Below are 18,993 nucleotides of genomic sequence, written 5' to 3'. Positions count from 1 at the left end.
GGGGCCAGCCCCGGACCCCGGAGTATTTTTCAAAGAAGAAGCAAGCAGCCACCAGCGCGGGTGTCAGAGCAACCCGCGGCGGTGGTTTTGGGCGATGATCTCCAGCACCTCCTCGGTGTGGGTATAGGGCAGCCCGTGGCCGGCACCGGCGATTTCCTCCTGCCGGACGGAACGGGCGCGTTCGGCGAGGCGGCCGGCTGAGTTCGGCGGGATCACCGCGTCCTCCCGGCCCCAGATGGCCAGCGTGGGCACGCCCTTCTTGTGCAGGCTGTGCAGCTCTTCGGTGAAATCCCCGTTCAGGATGCCGCGCAGCGAGGCGAGCACGGCGGGGATGAAGCCGCGGTAGCCCAGCTCCTGCTGCTGCAGGTCGGTGATGCCGGGGACGGAGGAGGGCAGATCGCGCTCCGCCTCGGTGCCGCGGCGGTGCAGGGCGGGGTAGATCGTGTGCATCAGCCAGTCGCCGATCAGGGGAACATGGCGGATGATACGGGTCACCCGGTCCGGGCTGCGGCCGAAGCCGGCCGGTGCCAGCAGGATCAGCTCGCGCAGGCGGGTGGGGCGGGCGGCGGCAAAGGCGGTGGCGATGGCGCCGCCCATGGAATAGCCGATCAGGGTGACATCATCGCCGACCTCCTGATCCGCCAGCAGCTCATCCAGCTGGGTGAGGAAGAAGGCGCGGTCCTGCGGGCCGGAGGGGCGGTCCGAGTAGCCGCGCCCGTAGAGATCGTAGGTCAGCACCCGGTAGCCCATCGCGCCCAGCCCCTTGGCGATGCCGTTCCAGACGAAAGACGGCGTGGTGAGCCCGTGGACGCAGACCGCGACGGGGCCGCGCAGGGGGCCGGTCCAGCGGTAGTGGGTGCAGCCGCCGGGCAGCTGCGCCAGCGCCCCGGGGGCGGTCTGGCGGGCCTTGGCATCCATCGGTTTGCGCAGACGCTCGCGCAGGAAGGGCGCAAGGGCGATTGCCAGAACGGCGAGGGCCAGCAGCCAGATCATGCCCGGGCCTTCCACTTTTGCAGGATGTGATGGCTGGTCATCAGGTCCAGATGGGCGCCGCCGCCGTTCTTGAACAGGGTGATTGGTGCAGGATCGAAGGCGGGGAATTTGCCGAGGCCGTAGTAATCCGCCAGCACGTCGCTGCGCTGGATGGTGCCTTCGGCCAGCGGGATCTTGAATTCGCCGATGTGGTCCAGGGTGGTGTCAAAGCTGTCGCAGTAGATCTGCGCGCGCCTGAGCGCTTCGTCATCGGCCTCGCGCATGTCGGGGCGGTAGGCGCCGATCAGGTTGAGGTGCTGGCCGGGGCGGAGCCACTCGCCCTTGATCACCGGGTCGGAGGACATGGTGCAGGTGACGATGATGTCAGCGGCGCGCACCGCCGGTTCCAGATCTGCTGCGTGCAGGGTGCCGGGGTATTGGGCGCAGAGCTCTTCGGCCTTGGACCCGGTGCGGTTCCAGACGCGGATCTGCGCCTGCGGGAAGCCGGCCCCGAAGGCCTCGATCAGGGAGGCGCCGACGGTGCCGGCGCCGACGATCAGCACTTCCTGCGCTTGCGGATTGGCCAGCCGCAGGGCGCCGAGCAGGCTGTCGCCTGCGGTCTTCCACTTGGTGACCAGGTGGAAATCCACCAGCGCCTCAAGCGTGCCGTCCTTGTCCGAGTAGAGGCAGACGGAGCCGTTGATCATCGGCTTGCCCGCGTCCGGGTTGCGCGGGAAGATGTTGGCGGTTTTCACCGCGATGCCCAGCCCGTCGATCCAGGCGGAGCGGCTCAGCAGCGTGTCGGGATCGCGGTAGAGGAAAGTGTCGCCGATCTCTGCCTTGGGCAGGTCGTGGCTGGCGGCCAGCGCCTCCGCGAAGCTGACCCAGTCCAGCAGGGCTTCACCTTCTTCAAAGCTGATGAATGGGATGGTCATGGGCCTGTTGTCCTTCTTTCTGCGGGCCGTCTCAGGCGGCTTCTTGTTCGGTCAGCAGCCCCGCCTGCACCAGCCGCGCGGCGAATGGCGCGGGGGCGGTGAACAGATGGGTCTGCCAGCCGCGCGCATCGGCGGCTTCGATGTTTTCGGGCCGGTCGTCGGTGAACAGCAGGTGCTGCGGCGCCACCCCGGTTTCGCGTTCGAGAATGGCATAGATCTCCGGCTCTGGCTTGATGCATTTCAGATGCGCCGAGACAAATGTGCGGTCAAAGCCACGCAAGGCCGGATAGGCGCCGCAGGCGAGCTCGAACGTCTCGGCTCCGAAGTTGCTGAGGGCGAAAACGGGTGTGCCTTTGGCCTGCAGCATCTGCATCAGCCGGACGGAACGGGGGATGGCCTGCGGCACCATCTGCAGCCAGCAGTCGTGCCACCAGCGGATTTCCTCGCGCCACTCCGGGTGCTGCTCTGCTAGGGCATAGACGCTGTCGCGGAAGGGGTGGCCGCGGTCGACGTTCAGGTTCATCTCGTGCAGCGGCACCTGTTCGAACAGCTGCCGGCGGCGGGCCGCGCCGATGCGGCTGTCGTAGAAGCGTTCCGGCTCCCACTCGATCAGCACGCGGCCGATATCGAAGACGACGGCGTCAATGGTCATAGGGTTCATCCTTCTGCGCGCGGGCGGGGCCGCGGGGCGGGGCGGTTCTTGCGGGTTTCGCGCCAGACCGAGACCAGGCCGGAGGCAATGATCAGGGCGCTGCCGGCCCAGACGGCGAGGTCGGGCCATTCGTTGAAGATCAGCACGCCCCACAGGACCGACATCGGCATGGCGATGTACTCAAAAGGCGCCGCCAGCGCGGCCTCGTTCATACGGTAGGCCTGGCTGACCAGATAGCCGCCCGCGGAGCCCGCGATGCCGACGCCGATCAGATAGGGCCAGTCCTGCGGCGCGGGCCAGATCCAGGCGCGCAGGATGAAGTCGAAGGCGGGGCTGTCGCCGGTGGCAAAGCGGCCGTCGCCAAAGATCAGCCCGGCCAGCGCGCTGAGCACCAGAAATCCCAGCATCGGGTAGAAGGCCAGGGTCGCGCCGGCCTCGGACCCGCCGGCGCGGCGGGTCAGCACGTGCAGAGTGGCATAGCCGCAGGCGCCGAGGAAGGGCAGGATGGCGGCGGGCTGGAACGTGCCGGCACCGGGGCGCATGATGATCAGCACGCCGAGGAACCCGGCCACCACCGCGCCCCAGCGCCACGGGCCGGGGCGTTCGCCGAGAAACAGCGCTGACAGGGTGGTGACGATGAGGGGCGTGGCAAAGGCGATCGCCACCGCCTCGGCCAGCGGCAGCAGGGTGAGGCCGGTGAAGAAGAAGATGTTGGCAAAGAACACCACCAGGCAGCGCAGCAGGTGCAGCTTGGGCTGGTGGGTGCGCAAGAGGTGGTAGCCGCCCTCCAGCGGCATGATGATCGCAAGCATCACCGCCACCGCGATGACCGAGCGGAACAGAACCATTTCATAGAGCGGGTAGTCGCCCGACAGGAACTTGAAGATCATGTCGATGACGGAGAAGGCGATGCCCGCGCCGGCGGCTGCGAACAGGCCGGGGACGCTGATCTTCACCTCTGCGCTCATGCCGTTGCCCTCCCGTCTCCTGCCCTTGATCAGTGGCGGATTTGCTCCAATCGGGCAATGGGGCGGGGGGCGGAAAATGCTATTTTTCCGGGCAAAATTCCGGGGCGGAATTTTGGGGTGCAGAACGTGAGGTTCGGGGTTTGGGGTAAGATCTGGATTCCTGCTGAGAAGCGGTTCAGGGGCAGGTCTGCCCCTGAACGCGCCTGTCCAAGTGTGGGGCGGCCTGATCCCGCGTCAAGGCCAGGCCGCGCTGCCGCGCGGTCCGCTGGCGCGGAGCCTTGACCCGGGAGCAGGCCTGCGGGGGCGAGCATTTGCGTTTGCGAACAGGGGGATCACGCAAAGTCATTGGGCAGGGCGGGTGCGGGCGCTTAGGTTTGGCCGTAAACCAGCACATGAGGCGGCCATGATCACCTGTTACATCACTTACGAAATTCACCCGGACAAGGTTGAGGCCTTTGAGGTCTACGCCAAGGCCTGGATCCCGCTGGTGGAACGCTTCGGCGGCACCCACCACGGCTATTTCCTGCCGCATGAAAGCGCCAATGATCTGGCGGTGGCGCTGTTTTCCTTCCCCTCGCTTGCCGCCTATGAGGACTACCGCGCGAAAAGCTTTGAGGATGCCGATTGCCTCGCCGCGTTCCGGTTCGCCCGGGAGAACGGCATTGTCCGACGCTATGACCGGACCTTTCTGCGCCCGGTTCTGGAGGGGGATCTGGCGCCGCTGAAGGCAGCGATGGCTTAGCGGCCCGTCTTGGCCGCGCGCAGTTCGCGCTCCAACGCATCCAGGAACCGCGAGCGGTCGGCCTTGGTGAAACCCTTGCCGCCGCCCTGAACCCCCAGCGGGTTGGCGGCGCGCAGGTCGGCCATCAGGTCGCGCATCGCCAGCTGCTGGCCGATGTTGGCTTGGGTGAAGCGCTCGCCGTTGTGGCGCAGCACGCGGGCGCCGGCTTCGATGCATTTGGCGGCGAGCGGGATGTCGCCCGTCACCACCACATCACCGGGGCCGCAGCGGTCTGCGATCCACATGTCGGCCACATCGGCGCCTTCGGCCACGATCACGGTTTCCACCAGCGGGTTCTGCGAGGGGCGCAGGCCGCCGTTGGAGACCACGAACATGCGCAGCCCGTGGCGGGTGGCGACCCGCTCGGCCTCCTGCTTGACCGGGCAGGCGTCGGCGTCGATGTAAAGGGCGGTCACTCTGCCGCCTTCTTCTCTGCCTCGGGGGCTTTTTCCGCCTTGGCCTCAGGTTTGGGCGCAGCTTTTGCCTTGCGGGCGGGCTTCTTCACCTTGAATTCTTCCGGGATCGGCATCCGGTTGAAGGCGTCGAGACCGGCGATTTTATAGGCCTCGGCCAGGGTCGGGTAGTTGAAGGTGTTCTGCACGAAGTAGTCCACCGTGCCCTTGAGGTTCAGCACCGCTTGGGCGATGTGGATGAGCTCGGTTGCGCCTTCGCCGACGATCTGCACGCCCAGCACCCGGCGGGTTTTCAGTGAGAACAGCATCTTCAGCATGCCGTGCTCCAGCCCCATGATGTGGCCGCGGGAGGTTTCGCGGAAGCGGGCGACGCCGACCTCGTAGGGAATGCCGCGCTCTTTCAGCTCTTCCTCGGACATGCCGCAGGTGGACATCTCCGGCACCGAGTAGATGCCGTAGGGGTACCAGGGGCTTTCCGGCAGGGTCGGGGTTTCCAGCGCATGGCAGGCGGCGACGCGGCCCTGCTGCAGCGAGGTGGAGGCCAGCGACGGGTGGCCGATCACATCGCCCGCGGCATAGATATGCGGCACCTCGGTCTGGTAGGTCTTGCGGTCGACGCTGAGGCGGCCGCGGTGGTCGGTCTTGAGGCCCGTGGCCTCGAGATTCAGGGCGGAGGTGGCGCCCATCCGGCCGGCTGCAAACAACAGCATTTCGGCGCGCACGTGACGGCCGTTTTCCAGGGTCACTTCGACATGCTCGCCTGCGTCTTCTATGCTTTCGACTGCAGAGCCCAGCCGCAGGTCGACGCCGTTTTCGCGGATCTGGTGAGTGAACTCCTGGATCAGGGTCTTGTCGATGAAATCAAGGAAGGTCTCGCGCGGCTCGATCAGGGTGACGCGCACATCCAGAGCAGAGAACATGGTGGCGTATTCCACCCCGATCACGCCGGCGCCGATCACCACCAGAGAGCGCGGGATTTCAGCCATTTCCAGGAACTCGTCGCCGTCCACCACGGTCCTGCCGTTGAAGGGCACGTAATCGGGCCGGTAGGTGCGGGTGCCGGTGGAGATCAGGAATTTCTCAGCCGTCAGCCGGGTGGTTTCACCGGCTTCAGTGGCGACCTCGACCTCATTCGGGCCGATGAATTTTGCCAGCCCCAGCAGGGTGTCCACATGGTTGCGGTTGAACTGGTGCTCCAGCACGTCGACCTCGTGGTCGAGGGTTTTGTGCAGGCGCGCTTTCAAGTCTTCGGCGAGGATATCATCCTTGACCCGGTAGGAGCGGCCGTAGAAGGAGCGCTCGCGCCAGCCGGAGAGGTTCAGCACGGTTTCGCGCAGGGTCTTCGACGGGATGGTGCCGGTGTGCACCGACACGCCGCCCAGCCGGTCCTTGCGGTCGATCACCAGCACCCGGCGGTGCAGCTTGCCTGCCTGGATGGCGGCGGCGCGGCCCGAGGGGCCGGAGCCGATGATGATCAGGTCATAATCAAAGTCTTCACTCATGGCCGCGTCCTTCGTTTCTTAGTTCTGGTACAGCGCGTCGGCGTGGAAGGAGACATGCTCCTCCATGAAGGTCGACACGAAGAAATAGCTGTGGTCATAGCCCGGCTGCATCCGCAGGGTGGCCTGCTGGCGGCGTTCGGCCACTGCATGGGCCAGCGCCTCGGGTTTCAAGAGGTCGATGAACTGATCGGAGGTGCCGGTGTCGATCAGGATCGGGCCGTCGAAGCCTTTCTCGCGCATCAGCAGGGTGGCGTCGTGCTTGGCCCAGGCGGATTCATCGTCGCCCAGGTAGGCGCTCAGCTGCTTGCGGCCCCAGTCGGACTGGGTCGGGTTGGAGATCGGCGCAAAGGCGGAGACCGACTTGTAGCGGCCCGGCAGGTTCATCGCCAGCGTCAGCGCGCCGTGGCCGCCCATGGAGTGGCCGGTGATCGCCTGGCGGTCCAGGTCGATGGCGAACTTGTCTCCCAGCAGCGCGGGCAGTTCCTCGGCCACGTAATCCCACATGCGGAAATGCGGCGCCCAGGGGGCTTGCGCGGCGTTCACGTAGAAGCCCGCGCCTTGGCCGAGGTCATAGGCGTCATCGTCGGCCACGCCTTCGCCGCGGGGCGAGGTGTCGGGGAAGACGATGGCGATGCCCTGCTCGGCGCACCAGGCCTGGGCGCCGGCCTTGGTCATGGCGTTTTCATGGGTGCAGGTGAGGCCCGACAGGTACCACAGCACCGGCACCGGGCCGTCCTTGGCCTCCTCCGGCAGGAACAGGCCGAAAGTCATGTCGCCGCCGGTGGCGGAGCTGGCGTGTTTGTAGACGCCCTGGGTGCCGCCAAAGGCGCGGTTCTCGGAAACGGTTTCCATGGGTGAGGCTCCTCAAAATCTGTTAGCCCTATCGCTATCCGCAGTTGGCCTCAGGGTCCAGCGGATGGGCGGCAGCAATGCCGGTTTTTGCGGCACAAGGCTTGCGATTTCGCAAACATCCGGGGCTTTGGACGGGCGGCGGCTGCCGCATTTGCGCAGGAGGCTGCTGGACAGCGGCGGTGAAAACCGGGACAGTCCGCCGCCAAGGCAAGCGGGAGGCACAGGGCCATGAGCGATTTTCTAAGACTGACACCGGAGGCCGCGGAGGCGGAGGTGGAGCGCCCGGCACCGGAGAAGGTGCTGGCAGGCGATCCGGTCTTCACCACCTGGAACGCGGAGGAGCGGGACGGGCTTTATTGCGGCATCTGGCAGTCGACGCCGGGCAAGTGGCGGATTTCCTATGACGAGTGGGAATACTGCCGGATCCTGGAGGGGCGTTCGGTGATCACCAGCGATGACGGTACCGAATATCCGCTGGCGGCGGGCGACAGCTTCATCCTTCGGCCCGGCTTCAGCGGCACCTGGGAGGTGATCGAGACCACCCGCAAGGATTACGTGATCCGGCTTTAGGAAACCCAGGCGATCACCGCCGGCACGGTGACGATCGACACCACGGTGGAGATGAAGATGGCGGCGGAGGCCCGGTGCGGGGCCACGCCGTAGTGCTGCGCCAGCATGTAGACATTGCCCGCCACCGGCAGCGATGCGGCGGCGATGGCAACCGCGGCGGAGAACGGCGCCGCCGGGATCAGCCACAGCACCGCAACGGCGACGCAGGCCGGGTGCAGCACCAGCTTGGCAAAGCTGAGCCAGCCCGCGACCTGCACCCGTTCCGCCGATTTCGAGGCCAGCGAGGCGCCGATGGCAAACAGCGCGCCGGGGGTGGCGGCGCCGCCGAGGATGGTAAGGAAATCATTTGCGGGCTCCGGGATCGGCAGGGCGGAGGCCGACCAGGCGAGGCCCGCGACAATGGACAGGATCATCGGGTTCTTCAGCAGGCCCAGGCCAACAAGTTTCAGCGTTGCCAGCCCAAGCCCCTGGCCGCGGCCTGCGTTGATCAGGATGACGATCAGCGAGGAAAACACCACCAGATCGACGCTGAGCACCACCATCATCGGCGCCGCGGAGGCCGGGCCGAACAGGATCGCCATCATCGGCAGCCCCAGGAAACCCACGTTGCCGATCGCGGCGCATTGCGCCTCCACCGCTGCGGTGGGCACGTCCAGGCCGCGGATCATGGCGACAGCTGTCACCAGCAGATAGACCGCCAGGGTACCGGCCAGGTAGCCGAGGATCAGGGTGGGATCGAAGACCTCGGCAAAGGACAGGTTGGCAGCAAAGCCGAAGATCATCGCCGACAGCGGGAAGTAGAACACGAAACGGGTGAGATAGGCGGTGGCTTCCTCGGTGAAGAAGCGGCTGCGCCCGGCCCAGTAGCCGAGGCCGATGATAGCGAAGAAGGGCAGGGTGCGGAAGAAGATCTCGGCCATGGGGAATTGGTAACAAGAGCTGACCAATTGGCAAAGGCTGTTTTTTGGGCAGGCGTTGAACGGGCAGGGGGGGCTCCCGCCTGCGCAGGGTCATTCGAAGAATGCCCTTCGCAGTTGGGCGTGGCCCCGTGCTGCGCACGGGGCAGGGGGTTTGCTGAGACGCGCCCTAAGGGCAGGTGTGCCCTGAGAGCACCATGCCGATTGTGTGACCGGACTTCTCCGCCTCAAGGGTAAACCGCGCCACGGCGCGGCGGCTTTGCCGCCCTTGACCCAGAGAAGCCCTATGGGGCCCGGGCGCAACCGCAGCGCTTCAGCGCTGCCGGGCCCAACCGGGGAGGGGCAGCCTTTGGCTGCTCCGGAACGGGCGGGAGGGCTTCCTTTGCCCCCCTTGCCTAGCCGCTGCCGATCAGCGCGCCGGCGCCCAGCACCAGGGCGCCGCCCAGCACCACCTGCATGGTGGCGCGCCAGAACGGGGTCTCCATGAACTTGTTCTGGATCCAGGCGATGGCCCAGAGCTCCACGAAGACGATCAGCAGCGCCAGCGTGGTGGCGGTCCAGAAATCCGGGATCAGGTAGGGCAGGGCGTGGCCGAGGCCGCCGACGGTGGTCATGATGCCGGAGGCCAGCCCGCGTTTGACGGGGGAGCCGCGGCCTGACAGTTCGCCGTCGTCGGAGGCGGCCTCGGTGAAGCCCATCGAGATGCCGGCCCCGACAGAAGCCGCCATACCGACCAGGAAGGTGGTCCAGGTGTCCTGGGTGGCAAAGGCGGTGGCAAAGATCGGCGCCAGGGTGGAGACCGAGCCGTCCATCAGCCCGGCCAGACCCGGCTGCACCCAGGTCAGCACGAACTGGCGGTGGGCGGCGCGGTCCTCGTCCGCGCGGGTGCCGTCGTCCAGATGCGCCTCCTGCAGCTCGCCGACGCGGGCCTGGTGCCCGGCCTCGGCGGCGGCCAGATCGCCCAGCAGTTTGCGGGTCGCCGCGTCCCGGGTGCGGGCGGCGGCGGCAGTGTAGAAGCGTTCGGCGTCGCGCTCCATCGCGCGGGCCTCGTCGCGGATGCGGTCCAGGCTCAGGTTCTCCATCAGCCAGATGGGGCGGCGGGCATAATAACCTGCCACATGCTCGCGCCGGATCAGCGGGATCGCCGGACCGAACCGCGTCTCGTGCAGAGCAATCAGCTGGGCGCGGTGGCCGTCTTCCTCCGCCGCCATGCCGTCAAACATCGCTGCGGAGGCGGGATATTCGGCGCGCAGCCGCTCGGCGTAGCCGCGGTAGATGCGCGCATCGTCCTCTTCCGACGAGATCGCGAGGGCGAGGATTTCCTGGCCGGTCAAATCCGCAAAGTGCTTGCGCTGGGTGAAAAATCGCATCTGCCGCCCCTCAGTTTAGAATAATTCTAAACATAACGGTTCCGCGAGGGAGCGCAAGATGATGCGGCTTAACCTGTTGCAATGGGACGGCGCAGGCTACATTAGGCCCAGACCCCCACGCAGCCAACGGAGCCCGCATGAACCAGCAAGCCAGCGTCCTGCGCACCGGCCGGAAATTCGACCAGGTCCTGGAAGGCGCGCGCGAGGTGTTCCTGGCGGACGGCTTCGAGGGCGCCAGCGTCGACAAGATTGCCAAAGCGGCGGGGGTCTCCAAAGCGACGCTCTACAGCTATTTCCCCGACAAGCGGGTCTTGTTCATGGAGGTGGTGCGCTCGGCCTGCGTGCAGCAGGCGGATGAATCACTGGACCTGACACCTGGCAGCTGCGGGCCGCGGGATGTGCTGCGGGCGGCGGCGGAGCGGGTGCACGGGGTGCTGCTGGGCGGCTTCAGCCTGCAGCTGTTCCGCATCTTCGTGGCCGAGGCCGACCGGTTCCCGGAGCTGGGACCGATGTTCTATGAAAGCGGGCCGATGGTGCTGCACGGGGAGATCCAGGCCTATATGGAGGCCGCGGCGGCGCGGGGAGAATTGAAGATCGAAGATGCCGATCTGGCCGCCGCGCAGTTCATCGAGCTGTGCAAGGCCGATGTGTTCCTGCGGTTCCTGTTCAAGATCGACACCGAGTTCACCGAGGCCGAGCGCGAGCGGGTGATCAGCGGTGCGATCGACACCTTCATGGCGCGGTTCGACGCCTGAACCTGCGGCCTGCGGGAGCGGTGCCGCGTCACTTTCCTCTCAGTGTGTGGTGAAGCTGTTGGGGGTGCTGCGGTAGGTCTCGTGGCAGCTGAGACAGCTTTGCATCAGGCCGGGCAGGGTGCGGCGCAGGGCGGGCAGGGAGCGGGTGTTGAGGTTCCTGGCCGCGGCTTGGGCGGTCCCGGCGCGGGCCTTGAAATCATCCCAGGCGTGCCAGATCAGCGGCCGGGCGTTGGAGCGCGGATCCAGCTGCGGTTTCTTGAAGTGCTTGCGGATGCTGCCGGTGGATTTGATCAGCTGCCGCCGGGCGCTGCGGGCCTTGTCCCGGTCGAAGATGACGCGCCCGGCCATCATGCCGGTGAGCACGTCCATCGCCGCCTTCTGCCCGGTCATCAGGGCGATGCGGCGGGTTACATGCTTGCTGAGGCCGCTATCCGCTGTGACCGGGGCGGTCAGGCCTGCGGCCAGAGCGGCGAGGGTCACGAGGAAGGCGAAACCCTTGAGCCGGCGCAGGGTCATTGCGCAGCGCCCCTGCGGATTGACCGAATCGCATTTTGAGAACAAAATAAGAACATCTGTCATTGAGCTCCTGTAACCTGCCGCCTGGCGGCCCCTGCTGCCCGATCTGCCCATGCCCCATCGCCGCATTCTGTCGCTGTGGTTTCCGCGCCTTGGCGCCGAACGCATTTTGCGGGCGGAGCGCGGCGGTATTGCCGGGCCGCTGGCCGTTGCCGAGGAAGTCTCCAACACCCAGGTTATTTCCGCGTTAAACAGGGCCGCCTCGGCGGAAGGGCTGCAGGCTGGCCAGCCCTTGCGCGATGCCCATGCGATGTGCGCGGGCCTGGTGGTGCGGCCGCGCAACCGCGCGGCGGAGGCGGCGTTCCTGGCGGCGCTCAGGCGCTGGGCGGGCAAGTTCAGCCCCTGGGTGGCGGAGGCCGGAGAGGACGGGCTGACCATCGACCTCACTGGCTGCGCGCATCTGTTCGGCAGCGAGGCGGCGCTGATGGAGACGGCGGGGCAGGACTGTGCGGAGATGGGCCTGAGCGTGCGGATGGGGCTGGCCGACACCCTGGGCGCGGCCTGGGCGCTGGCGCGCTACGCAGGCGAGGACGCCGCGCCGGAACGGTCGGGCGATGCCATCGATCAGGAGGCGCGCGCGACCCGCGCCCGGGCGCAGAAACGCCAGAGCGTCAAGCGGCGCCATTGGACCCGGGGCGGCGCGGCGCCGCAGCTGCAGGCGGTGGTGCCGCAGCTGGGCCGGATTGCGGAAACCGGCCAGGCCTATGGCGCGCTGGCCCCGCTGCCGGTGGCGGCCTTGCGGCTGGACAGCGCCACGGTGGCGCAGCTGAACCGGCTGGGGCTCAGGCGGATCGGCGATCTCTTGGGTCAGCCGCGGGCCAGCCTGGCGCGCCGGTTCGGCCAGGGGCTGGTGCTGCGGCTGGATCAGGCGATGGGCAGCGCGCCTGAGCCGGTCTCGCCCGCGCGCAGCCCGGACCGTTTTGCGGTGCGGCTGACCCTGCCGGAGCCGATCGGGCTGATGGAGGACCTGCTGGCGGGCATTGATCGGATGCTGCCGCGGCTGTGCGCCCGGCTGGAGGCGCGCGGCAAGGGCGCCCGTGTGCTGCGGCTGGAGGCGCACCGCTGCGATCAGGAGATGGAGGCCGTGACCCTGGGCCTGGCCCGTGCCAGCCGCGATCCCGCCCGCATCCGGCCGCTCTTGGAGATGAAGCTGGAGCAGATCGACGCGGGTTACGGCATCGACATGCTGCGGCTGGAGGTCTTGCAGGCAGAAGCCATGCACGCCCGCAGCCCGGCGGGCCACCTGCAGGCGGGCGCCGCGGCGCGGGCGCGGCAGGAGGATGGCGCCGCGCTGGAGGATCTGATCGGCCGCCTGGGCGCGCGGCTGGGGCTGGAGGCGATCACCCGCTGTCACCCGGCAGAGAGCCATATCCCGGAGAAAACCTTCAACGTGCAGGCGGCGGCCTGGTCGGAGCCTGCCTCCGGCGACTGGCCTTTGCCGCCGCGCCCGCGGCCGCTGCTGCTGTGGCGGCCCGAGCTGGTGCATGCGCCGGATGTGCCGCAGGTGCCGGAACGCTTCCGCTGGCGCGGGCGGGATTGGGCGCTGGCAGAGGCGGAGGGGCCGGAGCGGATTGCGCCCGAGTGGTGGCTGGAAGATCCCGAGTGGCGCAGCGGCGTGCGCGATTACTGGGTGGTGGTGACGGAGTGCGGCACGCGGCTGTGGCTGTTCTTTGCCCATGGCGGCGCGCTGTCGCCGGGCTGGTTCTGCCATGGCTCGTTTGCATGACCGGGCGGAGCCGACAGTTCGGCGCGCGGCGAAGGGTTTTGCTTGGGTGTCCCTGCGCAAACCGCATAGGGTAGGGGCATGATCACGCCGCGTTTCGACATTCTGGGCCAGGCCATCAGCGACGCCAGCCGCACGCAGATGCTGTGCGAGCTGATGGAGGGCCGCGCCTATACCAACAAGGAGCTGGCGGCGGCGGCCGGGGTGACGCCGCAGACCGCCTCGGCCCATTTGCGGCTGCTGCAGGACGCAGGGCTGGTGGTGGCGGAAAAGCGCGGCCGCTGCGTCTACCACCGGCTGGCCGGCGCGGAGGTGGCCCATGCGCTGGAGCAGCTGGCGGCAATTGCGCCGGCCGACAGCCTGCACCGTGCCCAGCAGCGCAAGGCGGGCGGGCTGGCGCAGCTGCGCAGCTGTTACGACCACCTGGCGGGCCCGCTGGCGGTGGCGATGACCCGCGCCTTCCTGGACCGCGGCATGCTGGTCGAGGAACAGGGCGCCTTCCGCGCGGTTCCGGCCGGGGAATGGCTGAAACTGGGGGTGGTGCTGCCGGAGAAGACAGGCCGCCAGCCCTTTGCCCGGCCTTGCCTGGACTGGACCGAGCGCAAGCTGCATGTGGCCGGACCGATGGGGCGGCAGATCCTGGATCACGCGCTGGACAGCGGCTGGGTCAAGCGGCACCGGCACAAGCGCGGGCTGCTGCTGAGCGCGCCCGGACGGGCGGCGCTGGAGCAGATTCTGGGGGTGCAGTGCGGCGCGCTGGCGGCAGCCTGAGCGGCGCGAAAGCTGGCAAAAACCGGCCTGTTGCGCCTGTGCGCATCCTGCACCACACGAAAAATCGAACGTTAAAAGCCTTGATTTGCCCCGGAAACGGCGCAACCTTTTAACTATGAGCTTTGATCAGGTGCAGCCTTTTCCCGGATCTCCCTACCCTCAGCAAGTCGCATTTGACCGGCGGGAACTGTCGGTCATTCTTTCGTTGTACGGACGGATGGTGGCCGCCGGGGAATGGCGCGATTACGGGATTTCTTCCTTGCGTGATCTGGCAGTTTTCTCCGTCTTCCGGCGCACGGCAGAGCATCCGCTCTACCGGATCGAAAAGCGCCCCAAGCTGCGGCTGCGGCAGGGGCAGTATTCGGTGGTCGGCATGGACGGGCATATCCTGAAGCGCGGGGCGGATCTGAAGACCGTGCTGAGGGTGCTGGAGCGCAAGCTGATCCGCTCCGTGGAGTAGCCGCGAGGATCGCGGCGGAGCGGCGACCGGAATTTTCACAAAATTCCGGTCAAAAATCTTATGAAGATTTTTGGCCGCGGCAACGGGGCCGCGTTACGCCAGCCGCTTGTGGGCGGTGACCGGGCCGTCGCCCTGCGCTGTGATCCGCTCGATTGCCGCGCCGATGGGCTCGATCGCCACTGCCATATCGTGGGCATTGGCATGGATCAGGGTCTGTGCGTCCCGCGCCATGGCGACATGGCCCTTCCAGAACAGCAGGTCGCCGCGCTGGTAGTCCCCGGCAGGGGCTGGATCGCCCAGCTCTGCCTCCTGCATGTCGCTGTCGCCGGGGCAGGCGATGCCGCAGGCCAGCAGCGCAGCCTGCACCAGGCCTGAGCAGTCGATGCCGAAGCGGCTGTTGCCGCCCCACAGGTAAGGGGTGCCGAGGAACAGCTCCGCCACAGCCACCGGATCCTCCGCATGGGCGCCCAGCGGCGACAGGTGGCGGGCGGGGATGAAGCCGAGGGTGGTTTCAAGGAACCGTCCCGCGCCGCCCAGAACCTGCACCCGGCTGCCGTGGCTGAGGGCATGGGTTTCCGGCGATTTGAAATCATCTTCGGAATAGGCGTGGGTGGCCGGGGCGCTGACCCAATGGCTGGCCTCGAACGGCGCGGTCAGGGCGGTGCTGGGTACATAACCCACGTAGGAATCCTTGGCCGCCTGCAGGAAGGACCAGCCGCCGCGGTCCTCGTAGACCGTGACCGGTTCGCCGTAGACCAGCTGGCGGTCGCGGGGGCCGTCCGGCGCGCGCAGGAGGTCGGCGACGGCGGCACCGATGCGGGCGGCGCTGCCGTCGGCCCGCGCCAGCCCTTCGGGCGCGTCCGTCAGATGCGCGGCGGCGATACGGTCATTCACGGGCAAGCGGCGGTAGTCGGCCATGAGGCTCAGAGCTCCAGCATGTCCGGCAGCGCGGCAAACAGCGCGCGGGCGCCCTGCATGGCGCCGCCCTTGGAGCGGCCGGGCGCTGCGCTGGGGGTCCAGCCGTAGATGTCGAAATGCATGTAGCGGGCACCGCCGGCAAAGCGGCGCAGGAACAGGGCGGCGGTGATCGAGCCGGCAAAGCCGCCTGAGGGCGCGTTGTCCAGATCGGCGATGCCGGGTTCGATCATCGTCTCGTAAGGATCGTGGAAGGGCATCCGCCAGACCGGGTCGGCGGTGCGGGCGGCGCTGGTTGCAAGCGCGGCGGCGTCGCCGTCGTGATCGGTATAGAAGGGCGACAGGTCGGGGCCGACGGCGACCCGCGCTGCGCCGGTGAGGGTGGCCATGGAGATCAGCAGGTCCGGCGCGTCCTCCGCCGCCAGCGCCAGTGCGTCGGCCAGCACCAGGCGGCCCTCGGCGTCGGTGTTGTTGTTCTCCACCGTCAGCCCCTTGCGCGACATCAGCACATCGCCGGGGCGGAAGGCAGAGCCGGAGACGGCATTTTCCACCGCGGGGATCAGCACCCGCAGCTGCAGCTTCAGCCCGGCAGCCATGATCATGCGGGCCAGCCCCAGCACATTGGCGGCACCGCCCATGTCCTTTTTCATCAGCGCCATGCTGTTGCCGGGCTTCAGGTTCAGCCCGCCGGTGTCGAAACAGACACCCTTGCCCACCAGGGTGAGTTTCGGGCCGCTGCTGCCCCAGCGCAGGTCAATGAGCCGCGGCGCCCGGTCCGAGGCGCGGCCGACGGTGTGGATCAGCGGGAAGTTCCGGGCCAAGAGGTCTTCGCCCAGGGTGACGGAGGTTTCTGCGCCGAACTCCTGCGCCAGGGATTCGGCTGCGGCCTGAAGCTCTGCCGGGCCCATGTCGGCGGCGGGCGTGTTGATCAGGTCGCGGGTCAGGCATTCGGCAGCGGCCAGCGATTCCACGGCGGCGGCCTCCACGCCTTCGGGCGCTTGCAGCGCGGCGGCTTCGCCCTTGGCGTCCTTGTAGCGGTCGAAGCGGTAGGCGGTTAGCAGCCAGCCGAGCGACTCGCTGGCGGCGGCCTCAGCGGGCAGGCCGGACGCGATGCGGTAGGTGCCCGCGGGCAGTTTCTGTGCCGCTTCGGCCAGTACGAAGCGGCGGCGCGCGCGCTGGGAGGCGCTGCCGAAGCCCGCCAGGGCCATTGTGATCCCGCCATCGGCGTCCGGCACCGTCAGGGCCTGGCCGCAGGCGCCGGTGAAACCCTGTGCCTTGGCCCAAGCCTGAACGCGCTGCGGCTGGCCCGAGAGCCAGCTGTCGAAAGCATCGCTTGCGATGACATGCACGGGACAGGCGTCCGGGCCGGGCGCGGCAAAGACTGGCGGCATCGAAAAAACTCCGGTTGCAATCATTTCTGATGCGCCAGAGTAGCCGCCGCTGCGCGGCCTGCAAGCCCCGCGGGCTTCGGAAATGTCAGATCGTCATGTCCTGCTGGTCCCAGACCGCGGTCAGCGAGCGTTCGCCCACCCGCATCAGCCGGAACAGGATGGCGGCAACGGCCGGCGCGTCCTCGGCATCAATGGCCCGGGTCACGTCATTGGCGATGGACGCCAGCGCCGTCATGCCGATCTGTTCGGCCATCGCAATCAGCGACCGGGCGCTCTTGCGCAGGTTCATCATATCGTTCTGCCGCCACAGACGCTCGCAATGCGTCAGGCGGACTGCCATTTCCTCAATCGCCCGGCACACGACGTCCTCGGCACCGGCTTCGCCGAGCTGTTCATAGAGCGCGGAAAGTTTGTCAGGATCTAAGCGCACTGTCTCGGAGTGCATCACTGTCAGTATGTTAGCCACCACATTCACCCAATTCTTCATGCCCCCACGGCACGCTGCCCAATTTGGGATCCATAAGTTTTCAAAAGGTTTCCGCGGGCGGATCAAATTCCTCGAATTTTGAGACAATGCAGGGTAATACGGCCGGCAACGCGAAATGAACCGAGGATTCGACAATGGAATTTGCCAAACCTCTCCCGAGTTATCTGGTGACCCGATACCACGGCTGGAAGGCCACATCCTATGAGGAGAACCAGGGCTGGTACCGCCGTCTGGCAACCGAGGGCCAGCGGCCGCGGGCGATGGTGATCTCCTGCTGCGACAGCCGGGTGCATGTGACCTCGATCTTCGGCGCCGACCAGGGCGAGTTCTTCATTCACCGCAATATCGCCAATCTGGTGCCGCCCTTTGCGCCCGACGGCGACCACCACGGCACCTCGGCGGCGGTGGAATATGCGGTCACCGCGCTGAAGGTGTCGCATCTGATCGTGCTGGGCCATTCGCAGTGCGGCGGCGTGCAGGGCTGCATCGACATGTGCAAGGGCAACGCGCCGCAGCTGGAGGAAAAGACCAGCTTTGTCGGCCGCTGGATGGACATCCTGAAGCCAAAGTTCGGCGGTGTCGAGAATATCGAGGATCCGGTGGAGCAGGCGCGCCAGTTCGAGCGGCAGGCGGTTGTCGCCTCGCTGGAGAACCTGATGACTTTCCCGTTCATCGAATCGGCAGTGAAGGCGGGCGAGCTGAGCCTGCACGGGCTGTGGACCGATATCGGCGAGGGCGGGCTGGAATGCTATGACCCGAAGGCGGGCACCTTCGCCCCGGTCTGAGGTCAGGCCGTTTTCTTGCCGGAGCCAAACGCAGCCGCCAGATTGGCGGCTGCTTGCGTATAGCCCCCCGCGGCGCCGTCGACGAAGTGGATGTGGTCGTCCTCAACCGGGGAGGGCACGATGCAGGTGACCATGGCGGCGTCCTGCTCATGCAGGCCGAACTGCGCCAGCCCGGCCTCAGCCGCCTGCTGCAGATGCTGGCGGATGCGGTCGCGGATGGCGGGCGTGCAATCCAGCGTCATCTTCAGCCCGTCGTCGAATTTGCGGAAATCCGAATGCGCCCGGAGCATTGACAGGTAGTGCACCGGGTCGAAGCTGCCGAAGCGGCGTTTGGTGACAAAGATCAGCCCGGCCAAAGCGCTGTGGAAGAACAGCGCAAGTTTCCTCAGAACCAGCGGCGCCCGGCCGCGGGAGGCCTGGGCTTCGAGCGTCAGCCCGGCAGGCGGGAAGCGCAGCTTGGGGCCGGCTTTGGGGACCGGGTGGCCGTTGTCCTCCAGTTCTGCCGCCAGATCCAGCACTTCGGCGGCGAGCCGGGCAAAGGCCTGCGGGCCGGCGCCGGGGGCGGGCTGCGCGACCACCGACAGGATGATGCCGTGGCGGGCAGGCGTGTTGCTCCAGCGGCAGGAGAGGCCGGCGAGGTCGGGCGGAGCGGCCTGCGGCGCAGGGGCAACCGCAAAGGCGCCGGATTTCATCTGCGCTTCGGCCCAAGCCAGGCCGCCGCCGCTGAACATGGCGAAATCGGCGTGGTCCGACACCGCGTAGCGGGCGACCTGCACGTCCAGCCCCTCGGCCCGGATCGCGGCGGCCGGCAGTACCGCGGCGCGCAGGGAGATGCCGTATTCCGCCTCGGTCCAGCTGCGCAAGGATCCCAGAACGCGCTGCGCCGTGGCCTGGTGGCGGGGCGGCACCGCGAAGGAGGCGCCGTCGCCGCCGAAGACATAGGGAAAAGCCTCGCCCTCCAGCGCGTTGCGCATTGCGGCGATCACCGCGGCGCCGACCATGTTCACGGTCTTGTAGCGGCCCGCCTTCACCAGCCCGGTGGAATTCACGATGTCGGTGCAGCACAGGTGCCAGTCCGCGGGCAGTGGCGAAAAGACGGACGGGTCGGAGAGATCGCCGAACTCGCGGACCTTGGGGAGGGCGGCATAGAAGCTATCCGTTGTCATATGCATCTTCCCCCTGTGGCGTGATCCCGTGA

General features: G+C 67.4%; 21 protein-coding genes. 7 read left to right on the top strand and 14 right to left on the bottom strand.

Annotation, left to right across the window (positions count from 1 at the left end; translation table 11 throughout):
- Window positions 1-63: 63 nt before the first annotated feature.
- The 4 genes from AC58NV_RS19505 to AC58NV_RS19490 are packed head-to-tail and all read right to left on the bottom strand — an operon-like array spanning window position 64 to window position 3,527.
- Complete coding sequence (locus AC58NV_RS19505) at window positions 64-993, bottom strand: alpha/beta fold hydrolase (RefSeq protein ID WP_497228614.1); 930 nt, start codon at window positions 991-993, stop codon at window positions 64-66.
- Window positions 990-1,907 carry an ornithine cyclodeaminase family protein gene (locus AC58NV_RS19500; RefSeq protein WP_497228613.1) on the bottom strand — a complete coding sequence of 306 codons (918 nt, stop codon included), beginning with the start codon at window positions 1,905-1,907 and terminating at the stop codon, window positions 990-992. The genes AC58NV_RS19505 and AC58NV_RS19500 overlap by 4 nt, the downstream gene beginning before the upstream one ends.
- 31 nt (window positions 1,908-1,938) lie before the next feature.
- Complete coding sequence (locus AC58NV_RS19495) at window positions 1,939-2,559, bottom strand: HAD family hydrolase (protein WP_497228612.1); 621 nt, start codon at window positions 2,557-2,559, stop codon at window positions 1,939-1,941.
- A gap of 5 nt (window positions 2,560-2,564) precedes the next feature.
- Window positions 2,565-3,527 (bottom strand): DMT family transporter, encoded by a 963-nt coding sequence (locus AC58NV_RS19490; protein ID WP_497228611.1) that lies wholly within the window; start codon window positions 3,525-3,527, stop codon window positions 2,565-2,567.
- A 403-nt stretch (window positions 3,528-3,930) separates the two neighbouring features.
- Here AC58NV_RS19490 and AC58NV_RS19485 point away from each other — a divergent pair, with 403 nt between their 5' ends.
- Window positions 3,931-4,269, top strand: coding sequence for an NIPSNAP family protein (locus AC58NV_RS19485; protein ID WP_497228610.1), 339 nt, complete (start codon window positions 3,931-3,933; stop codon window positions 4,267-4,269).
- Here AC58NV_RS19485 and AC58NV_RS19480 read toward each other — a convergent pair.
- From AC58NV_RS19480 to fghA, 3 genes are read right to left on the bottom strand one after another with little or no spacing between them, the layout of a single operon-like run.
- A complete protein-coding gene (locus AC58NV_RS19480) occupies window positions 4,266-4,724 on the bottom strand; it encodes a YaiI/YqxD family protein (protein ID WP_497228609.1) in 459 nt (152 codons plus the stop codon). The genes AC58NV_RS19485 and AC58NV_RS19480 overlap by 4 nt on opposite strands.
- On the bottom strand, window positions 4,721-6,223 hold the full coding sequence (gene sthA, locus AC58NV_RS19475) for a Si-specific NAD(P)(+) transhydrogenase (protein ID WP_497228608.1): 1,503 nt from the start codon (window positions 6,221-6,223) through the stop codon (window positions 4,721-4,723). Before sthA ends, AC58NV_RS19480 begins: the two co-directional genes overlap by 4 nt.
- An 18-nt stretch (window positions 6,224-6,241) precedes the next feature.
- On the bottom strand, window positions 6,242-7,075 hold the full coding sequence (fghA, locus tag AC58NV_RS19470; RefSeq protein WP_497228607.1) for an S-formylglutathione hydrolase: 834 nt from the start codon (window positions 7,073-7,075) through the stop codon (window positions 6,242-6,244).
- A gap of 228 nt (window positions 7,076-7,303) precedes the next feature.
- On the opposite strand from fghA, the gene AC58NV_RS19465 reads away from it, so the two are divergent.
- Window positions 7,304-7,645, top strand: coding sequence for a cupin domain-containing protein (locus AC58NV_RS19465; RefSeq protein WP_039133794.1), 342 nt, complete (start codon window positions 7,304-7,306; stop codon window positions 7,643-7,645).
- Here AC58NV_RS19465 and AC58NV_RS19460 read toward each other — a convergent pair.
- Entirely contained in the window at window positions 7,642-8,565 is a 924-nt protein-coding gene (locus AC58NV_RS19460) for an AEC family transporter (RefSeq protein WP_008557969.1), read from the bottom strand. The genes AC58NV_RS19465 and AC58NV_RS19460 overlap by 4 nt on opposite strands.
- A gap of 392 nt (window positions 8,566-8,957) precedes the next feature.
- The gene (gene mbfA, locus AC58NV_RS19455) at window positions 8,958-9,932 is read right to left on the bottom strand and encodes an iron exporter MbfA (protein WP_497228606.1); all 975 of its coding nucleotides are present in this window, start codon (window positions 9,930-9,932) and stop codon (window positions 8,958-8,960) included.
- Between the two features lie 137 nt (window positions 9,933-10,069).
- On the opposite strand from mbfA, the gene AC58NV_RS19450 reads away from it, so the two are divergent.
- Window positions 10,070-10,687, top strand: coding sequence for a TetR/AcrR family transcriptional regulator (locus tag AC58NV_RS19450; RefSeq protein WP_497228605.1), 618 nt, complete (start codon window positions 10,070-10,072; stop codon window positions 10,685-10,687).
- A 39-nt stretch (window positions 10,688-10,726) separates the two neighbouring features.
- Here AC58NV_RS19450 and AC58NV_RS19445 read toward each other — a convergent pair whose 3' ends face one another.
- Complete coding sequence (locus AC58NV_RS19445; RefSeq protein ID WP_497228604.1) at window positions 10,727-11,203, bottom strand: c-type cytochrome; 477 nt, start codon at window positions 11,201-11,203, stop codon at window positions 10,727-10,729.
- A gap of 112 nt (window positions 11,204-11,315) precedes the next feature.
- Between AC58NV_RS19445 and AC58NV_RS19440 the strand changes: the two genes are divergently transcribed.
- The 3 genes from AC58NV_RS19440 (at window position 11,316) to AC58NV_RS19430 (ending at window position 14,217) form a co-directional block, all read left to right on the top strand.
- A complete protein-coding gene (locus AC58NV_RS19440; protein ID WP_497228603.1) occupies window positions 11,316-12,989 on the top strand; it encodes a Y-family DNA polymerase in 1,674 nt (557 codons plus the stop codon).
- A gap of 78 nt (window positions 12,990-13,067) precedes the next feature.
- Window positions 13,068-13,757, top strand: a complete 690-nt coding sequence (locus AC58NV_RS19435) for an ArsR/SmtB family transcription factor (RefSeq protein ID WP_497228602.1) — start codon at window positions 13,068-13,070, stop codon at window positions 13,755-13,757.
- Window positions 13,758-13,872: 115 nt separating this feature from the next.
- Window positions 13,873-14,217, top strand: a complete 345-nt coding sequence (locus AC58NV_RS19430) for a DUF2794 domain-containing protein (protein WP_497228601.1) — start codon at window positions 13,873-13,875, stop codon at window positions 14,215-14,217.
- Window positions 14,218-14,310: 93 nt separating this feature from the next.
- On the opposite strand, the gene AC58NV_RS19425 is transcribed toward AC58NV_RS19430, so the two are convergent.
- From AC58NV_RS19425 to AC58NV_RS19415, 3 genes are all read right to left on the bottom strand, one after another.
- The gene (locus AC58NV_RS19425) at window positions 14,311-15,135 is read right to left on the bottom strand and encodes a C40 family peptidase (RefSeq protein WP_497228600.1); all 825 of its coding nucleotides are present in this window, start codon (window positions 15,133-15,135) and stop codon (window positions 14,311-14,313) included.
- Between the two features lie 5 nt (window positions 15,136-15,140).
- A complete protein-coding gene (locus AC58NV_RS19420) occupies window positions 15,141-16,523 on the bottom strand; it encodes a leucyl aminopeptidase family protein (RefSeq protein ID WP_497228722.1) in 1,383 nt (460 codons plus the stop codon).
- An 85-nt stretch (window positions 16,524-16,608) separates the two neighbouring features.
- Window positions 16,609-16,968, bottom strand: a complete 360-nt coding sequence (locus AC58NV_RS19415; RefSeq protein ID WP_497228721.1) for a hypothetical protein — start codon at window positions 16,966-16,968, stop codon at window positions 16,609-16,611.
- Between the two features lie 176 nt (window positions 16,969-17,144).
- On the opposite strand from AC58NV_RS19415, the gene AC58NV_RS19410 reads away from it, so the two are divergent.
- On the top strand, window positions 17,145-17,795 hold the full coding sequence (locus AC58NV_RS19410) for a carbonic anhydrase (protein ID WP_497228599.1): 651 nt from the start codon (window positions 17,145-17,147) through the stop codon (window positions 17,793-17,795).
- Window positions 17,796-17,797: 2 nt separating this feature from the next.
- Here the strand turns inward: AC58NV_RS19410 and AC58NV_RS19405 are convergent, their stop codons facing one another.
- Window positions 17,798-18,961, bottom strand: a complete 1,164-nt coding sequence (locus tag AC58NV_RS19405; RefSeq protein WP_497228598.1) for a DUF3095 domain-containing protein — start codon at window positions 18,959-18,961, stop codon at window positions 17,798-17,800.
- Between the last annotated feature and the right edge of the window lie 32 nt (window positions 18,962-18,993).

Source organism: Leisingera sp. ANG49, assembly GCF_059694505.1.
This window is presented reverse-complemented; position numbering and strand designations above follow the sequence as displayed.

Excerpts from the sequence above, each read along its gene's own strand:
- AC58NV_RS19495 (WP_497228612.1), bottom strand. The coding sequence starts at position 2,559 with ATGACCATTGACGCCGTCGTCTTCGATATCGGCCGCGTGCTGATCGAG.
- AC58NV_RS19505 (WP_497228614.1), bottom strand. The coding sequence starts at position 993 with ATGATCTGGCTGCTGGCCCTCGCCGTTCTGGCAATCGCCCTTGCGCCC.
- AC58NV_RS19440 (WP_497228603.1), top strand. The coding sequence starts at position 11,316 with ATGCCCCATCGCCGCATTCTGTCGCTGTGGTTTCCGCGCCTTGGCGCC.
- AC58NV_RS19430 (WP_497228601.1), top strand. The coding sequence starts at position 13,873 with ATGAGCTTTGATCAGGTGCAGCCTTTTCCCGGATCTCCCTACCCTCAG.
- AC58NV_RS19460 (WP_008557969.1), bottom strand. The coding sequence starts at position 8,565 with ATGGCCGAGATCTTCTTCCGCACCCTGCCCTTCTTCGCTATCATCGGC.
- AC58NV_RS19465 (WP_039133794.1), top strand. The coding sequence starts at position 7,304 with ATGAGCGATTTTCTAAGACTGACACCGGAGGCCGCGGAGGCGGAGGTG.
- fghA (WP_497228607.1), bottom strand. The coding sequence starts at position 7,075 with ATGGAAACCGTTTCCGAGAACCGCGCCTTTGGCGGCACCCAGGGCGTC.
- AC58NV_RS19415 (WP_497228721.1), bottom strand. The coding sequence starts at position 16,968 with ATGCACTCCGAGACAGTGCGCTTAGATCCTGACAAACTTTCCGCGCTC.
- sthA (WP_497228608.1), bottom strand. The coding sequence starts at position 6,223 with ATGAGTGAAGACTTTGATTATGACCTGATCATCATCGGCTCCGGCCCC.
- mbfA (WP_497228606.1), bottom strand. The coding sequence starts at position 9,932 with ATGCGATTTTTCACCCAGCGCAAGCACTTTGCGGATTTGACCGGCCAG.
- AC58NV_RS19420 (WP_497228722.1), bottom strand. The coding sequence starts at position 16,523 with ATGCCGCCAGTCTTTGCCGCGCCCGGCCCGGACGCCTGTCCCGTGCAT.
- AC58NV_RS19410 (WP_497228599.1), top strand. The coding sequence starts at position 17,145 with ATGGAATTTGCCAAACCTCTCCCGAGTTATCTGGTGACCCGATACCAC.
- AC58NV_RS19490 (WP_497228611.1), bottom strand. The coding sequence starts at position 3,527 with ATGAGCGCAGAGGTGAAGATCAGCGTCCCCGGCCTGTTCGCAGCCGCC.
- AC58NV_RS19445 (WP_497228604.1), bottom strand. The coding sequence starts at position 11,203 with ATGACCCTGCGCCGGCTCAAGGGTTTCGCCTTCCTCGTGACCCTCGCC.
- AC58NV_RS19485 (WP_497228610.1), top strand. The coding sequence starts at position 3,931 with ATGATCACCTGTTACATCACTTACGAAATTCACCCGGACAAGGTTGAG.
- AC58NV_RS19450 (WP_497228605.1), top strand. The coding sequence starts at position 10,070 with ATGAACCAGCAAGCCAGCGTCCTGCGCACCGGCCGGAAATTCGACCAG.
- AC58NV_RS19435 (WP_497228602.1), top strand. The coding sequence starts at position 13,068 with ATGATCACGCCGCGTTTCGACATTCTGGGCCAGGCCATCAGCGACGCC.
- AC58NV_RS19500 (WP_497228613.1), bottom strand. The coding sequence starts at position 1,907 with ATGACCATCCCATTCATCAGCTTTGAAGAAGGTGAAGCCCTGCTGGAC.
- AC58NV_RS19425 (WP_497228600.1), bottom strand. The coding sequence starts at position 15,135 with ATGGCCGACTACCGCCGCTTGCCCGTGAATGACCGTATCGCCGCCGCG.
- AC58NV_RS19405 (WP_497228598.1), bottom strand. The coding sequence starts at position 18,961 with ATGACAACGGATAGCTTCTATGCCGCCCTCCCCAAGGTCCGCGAGTTC.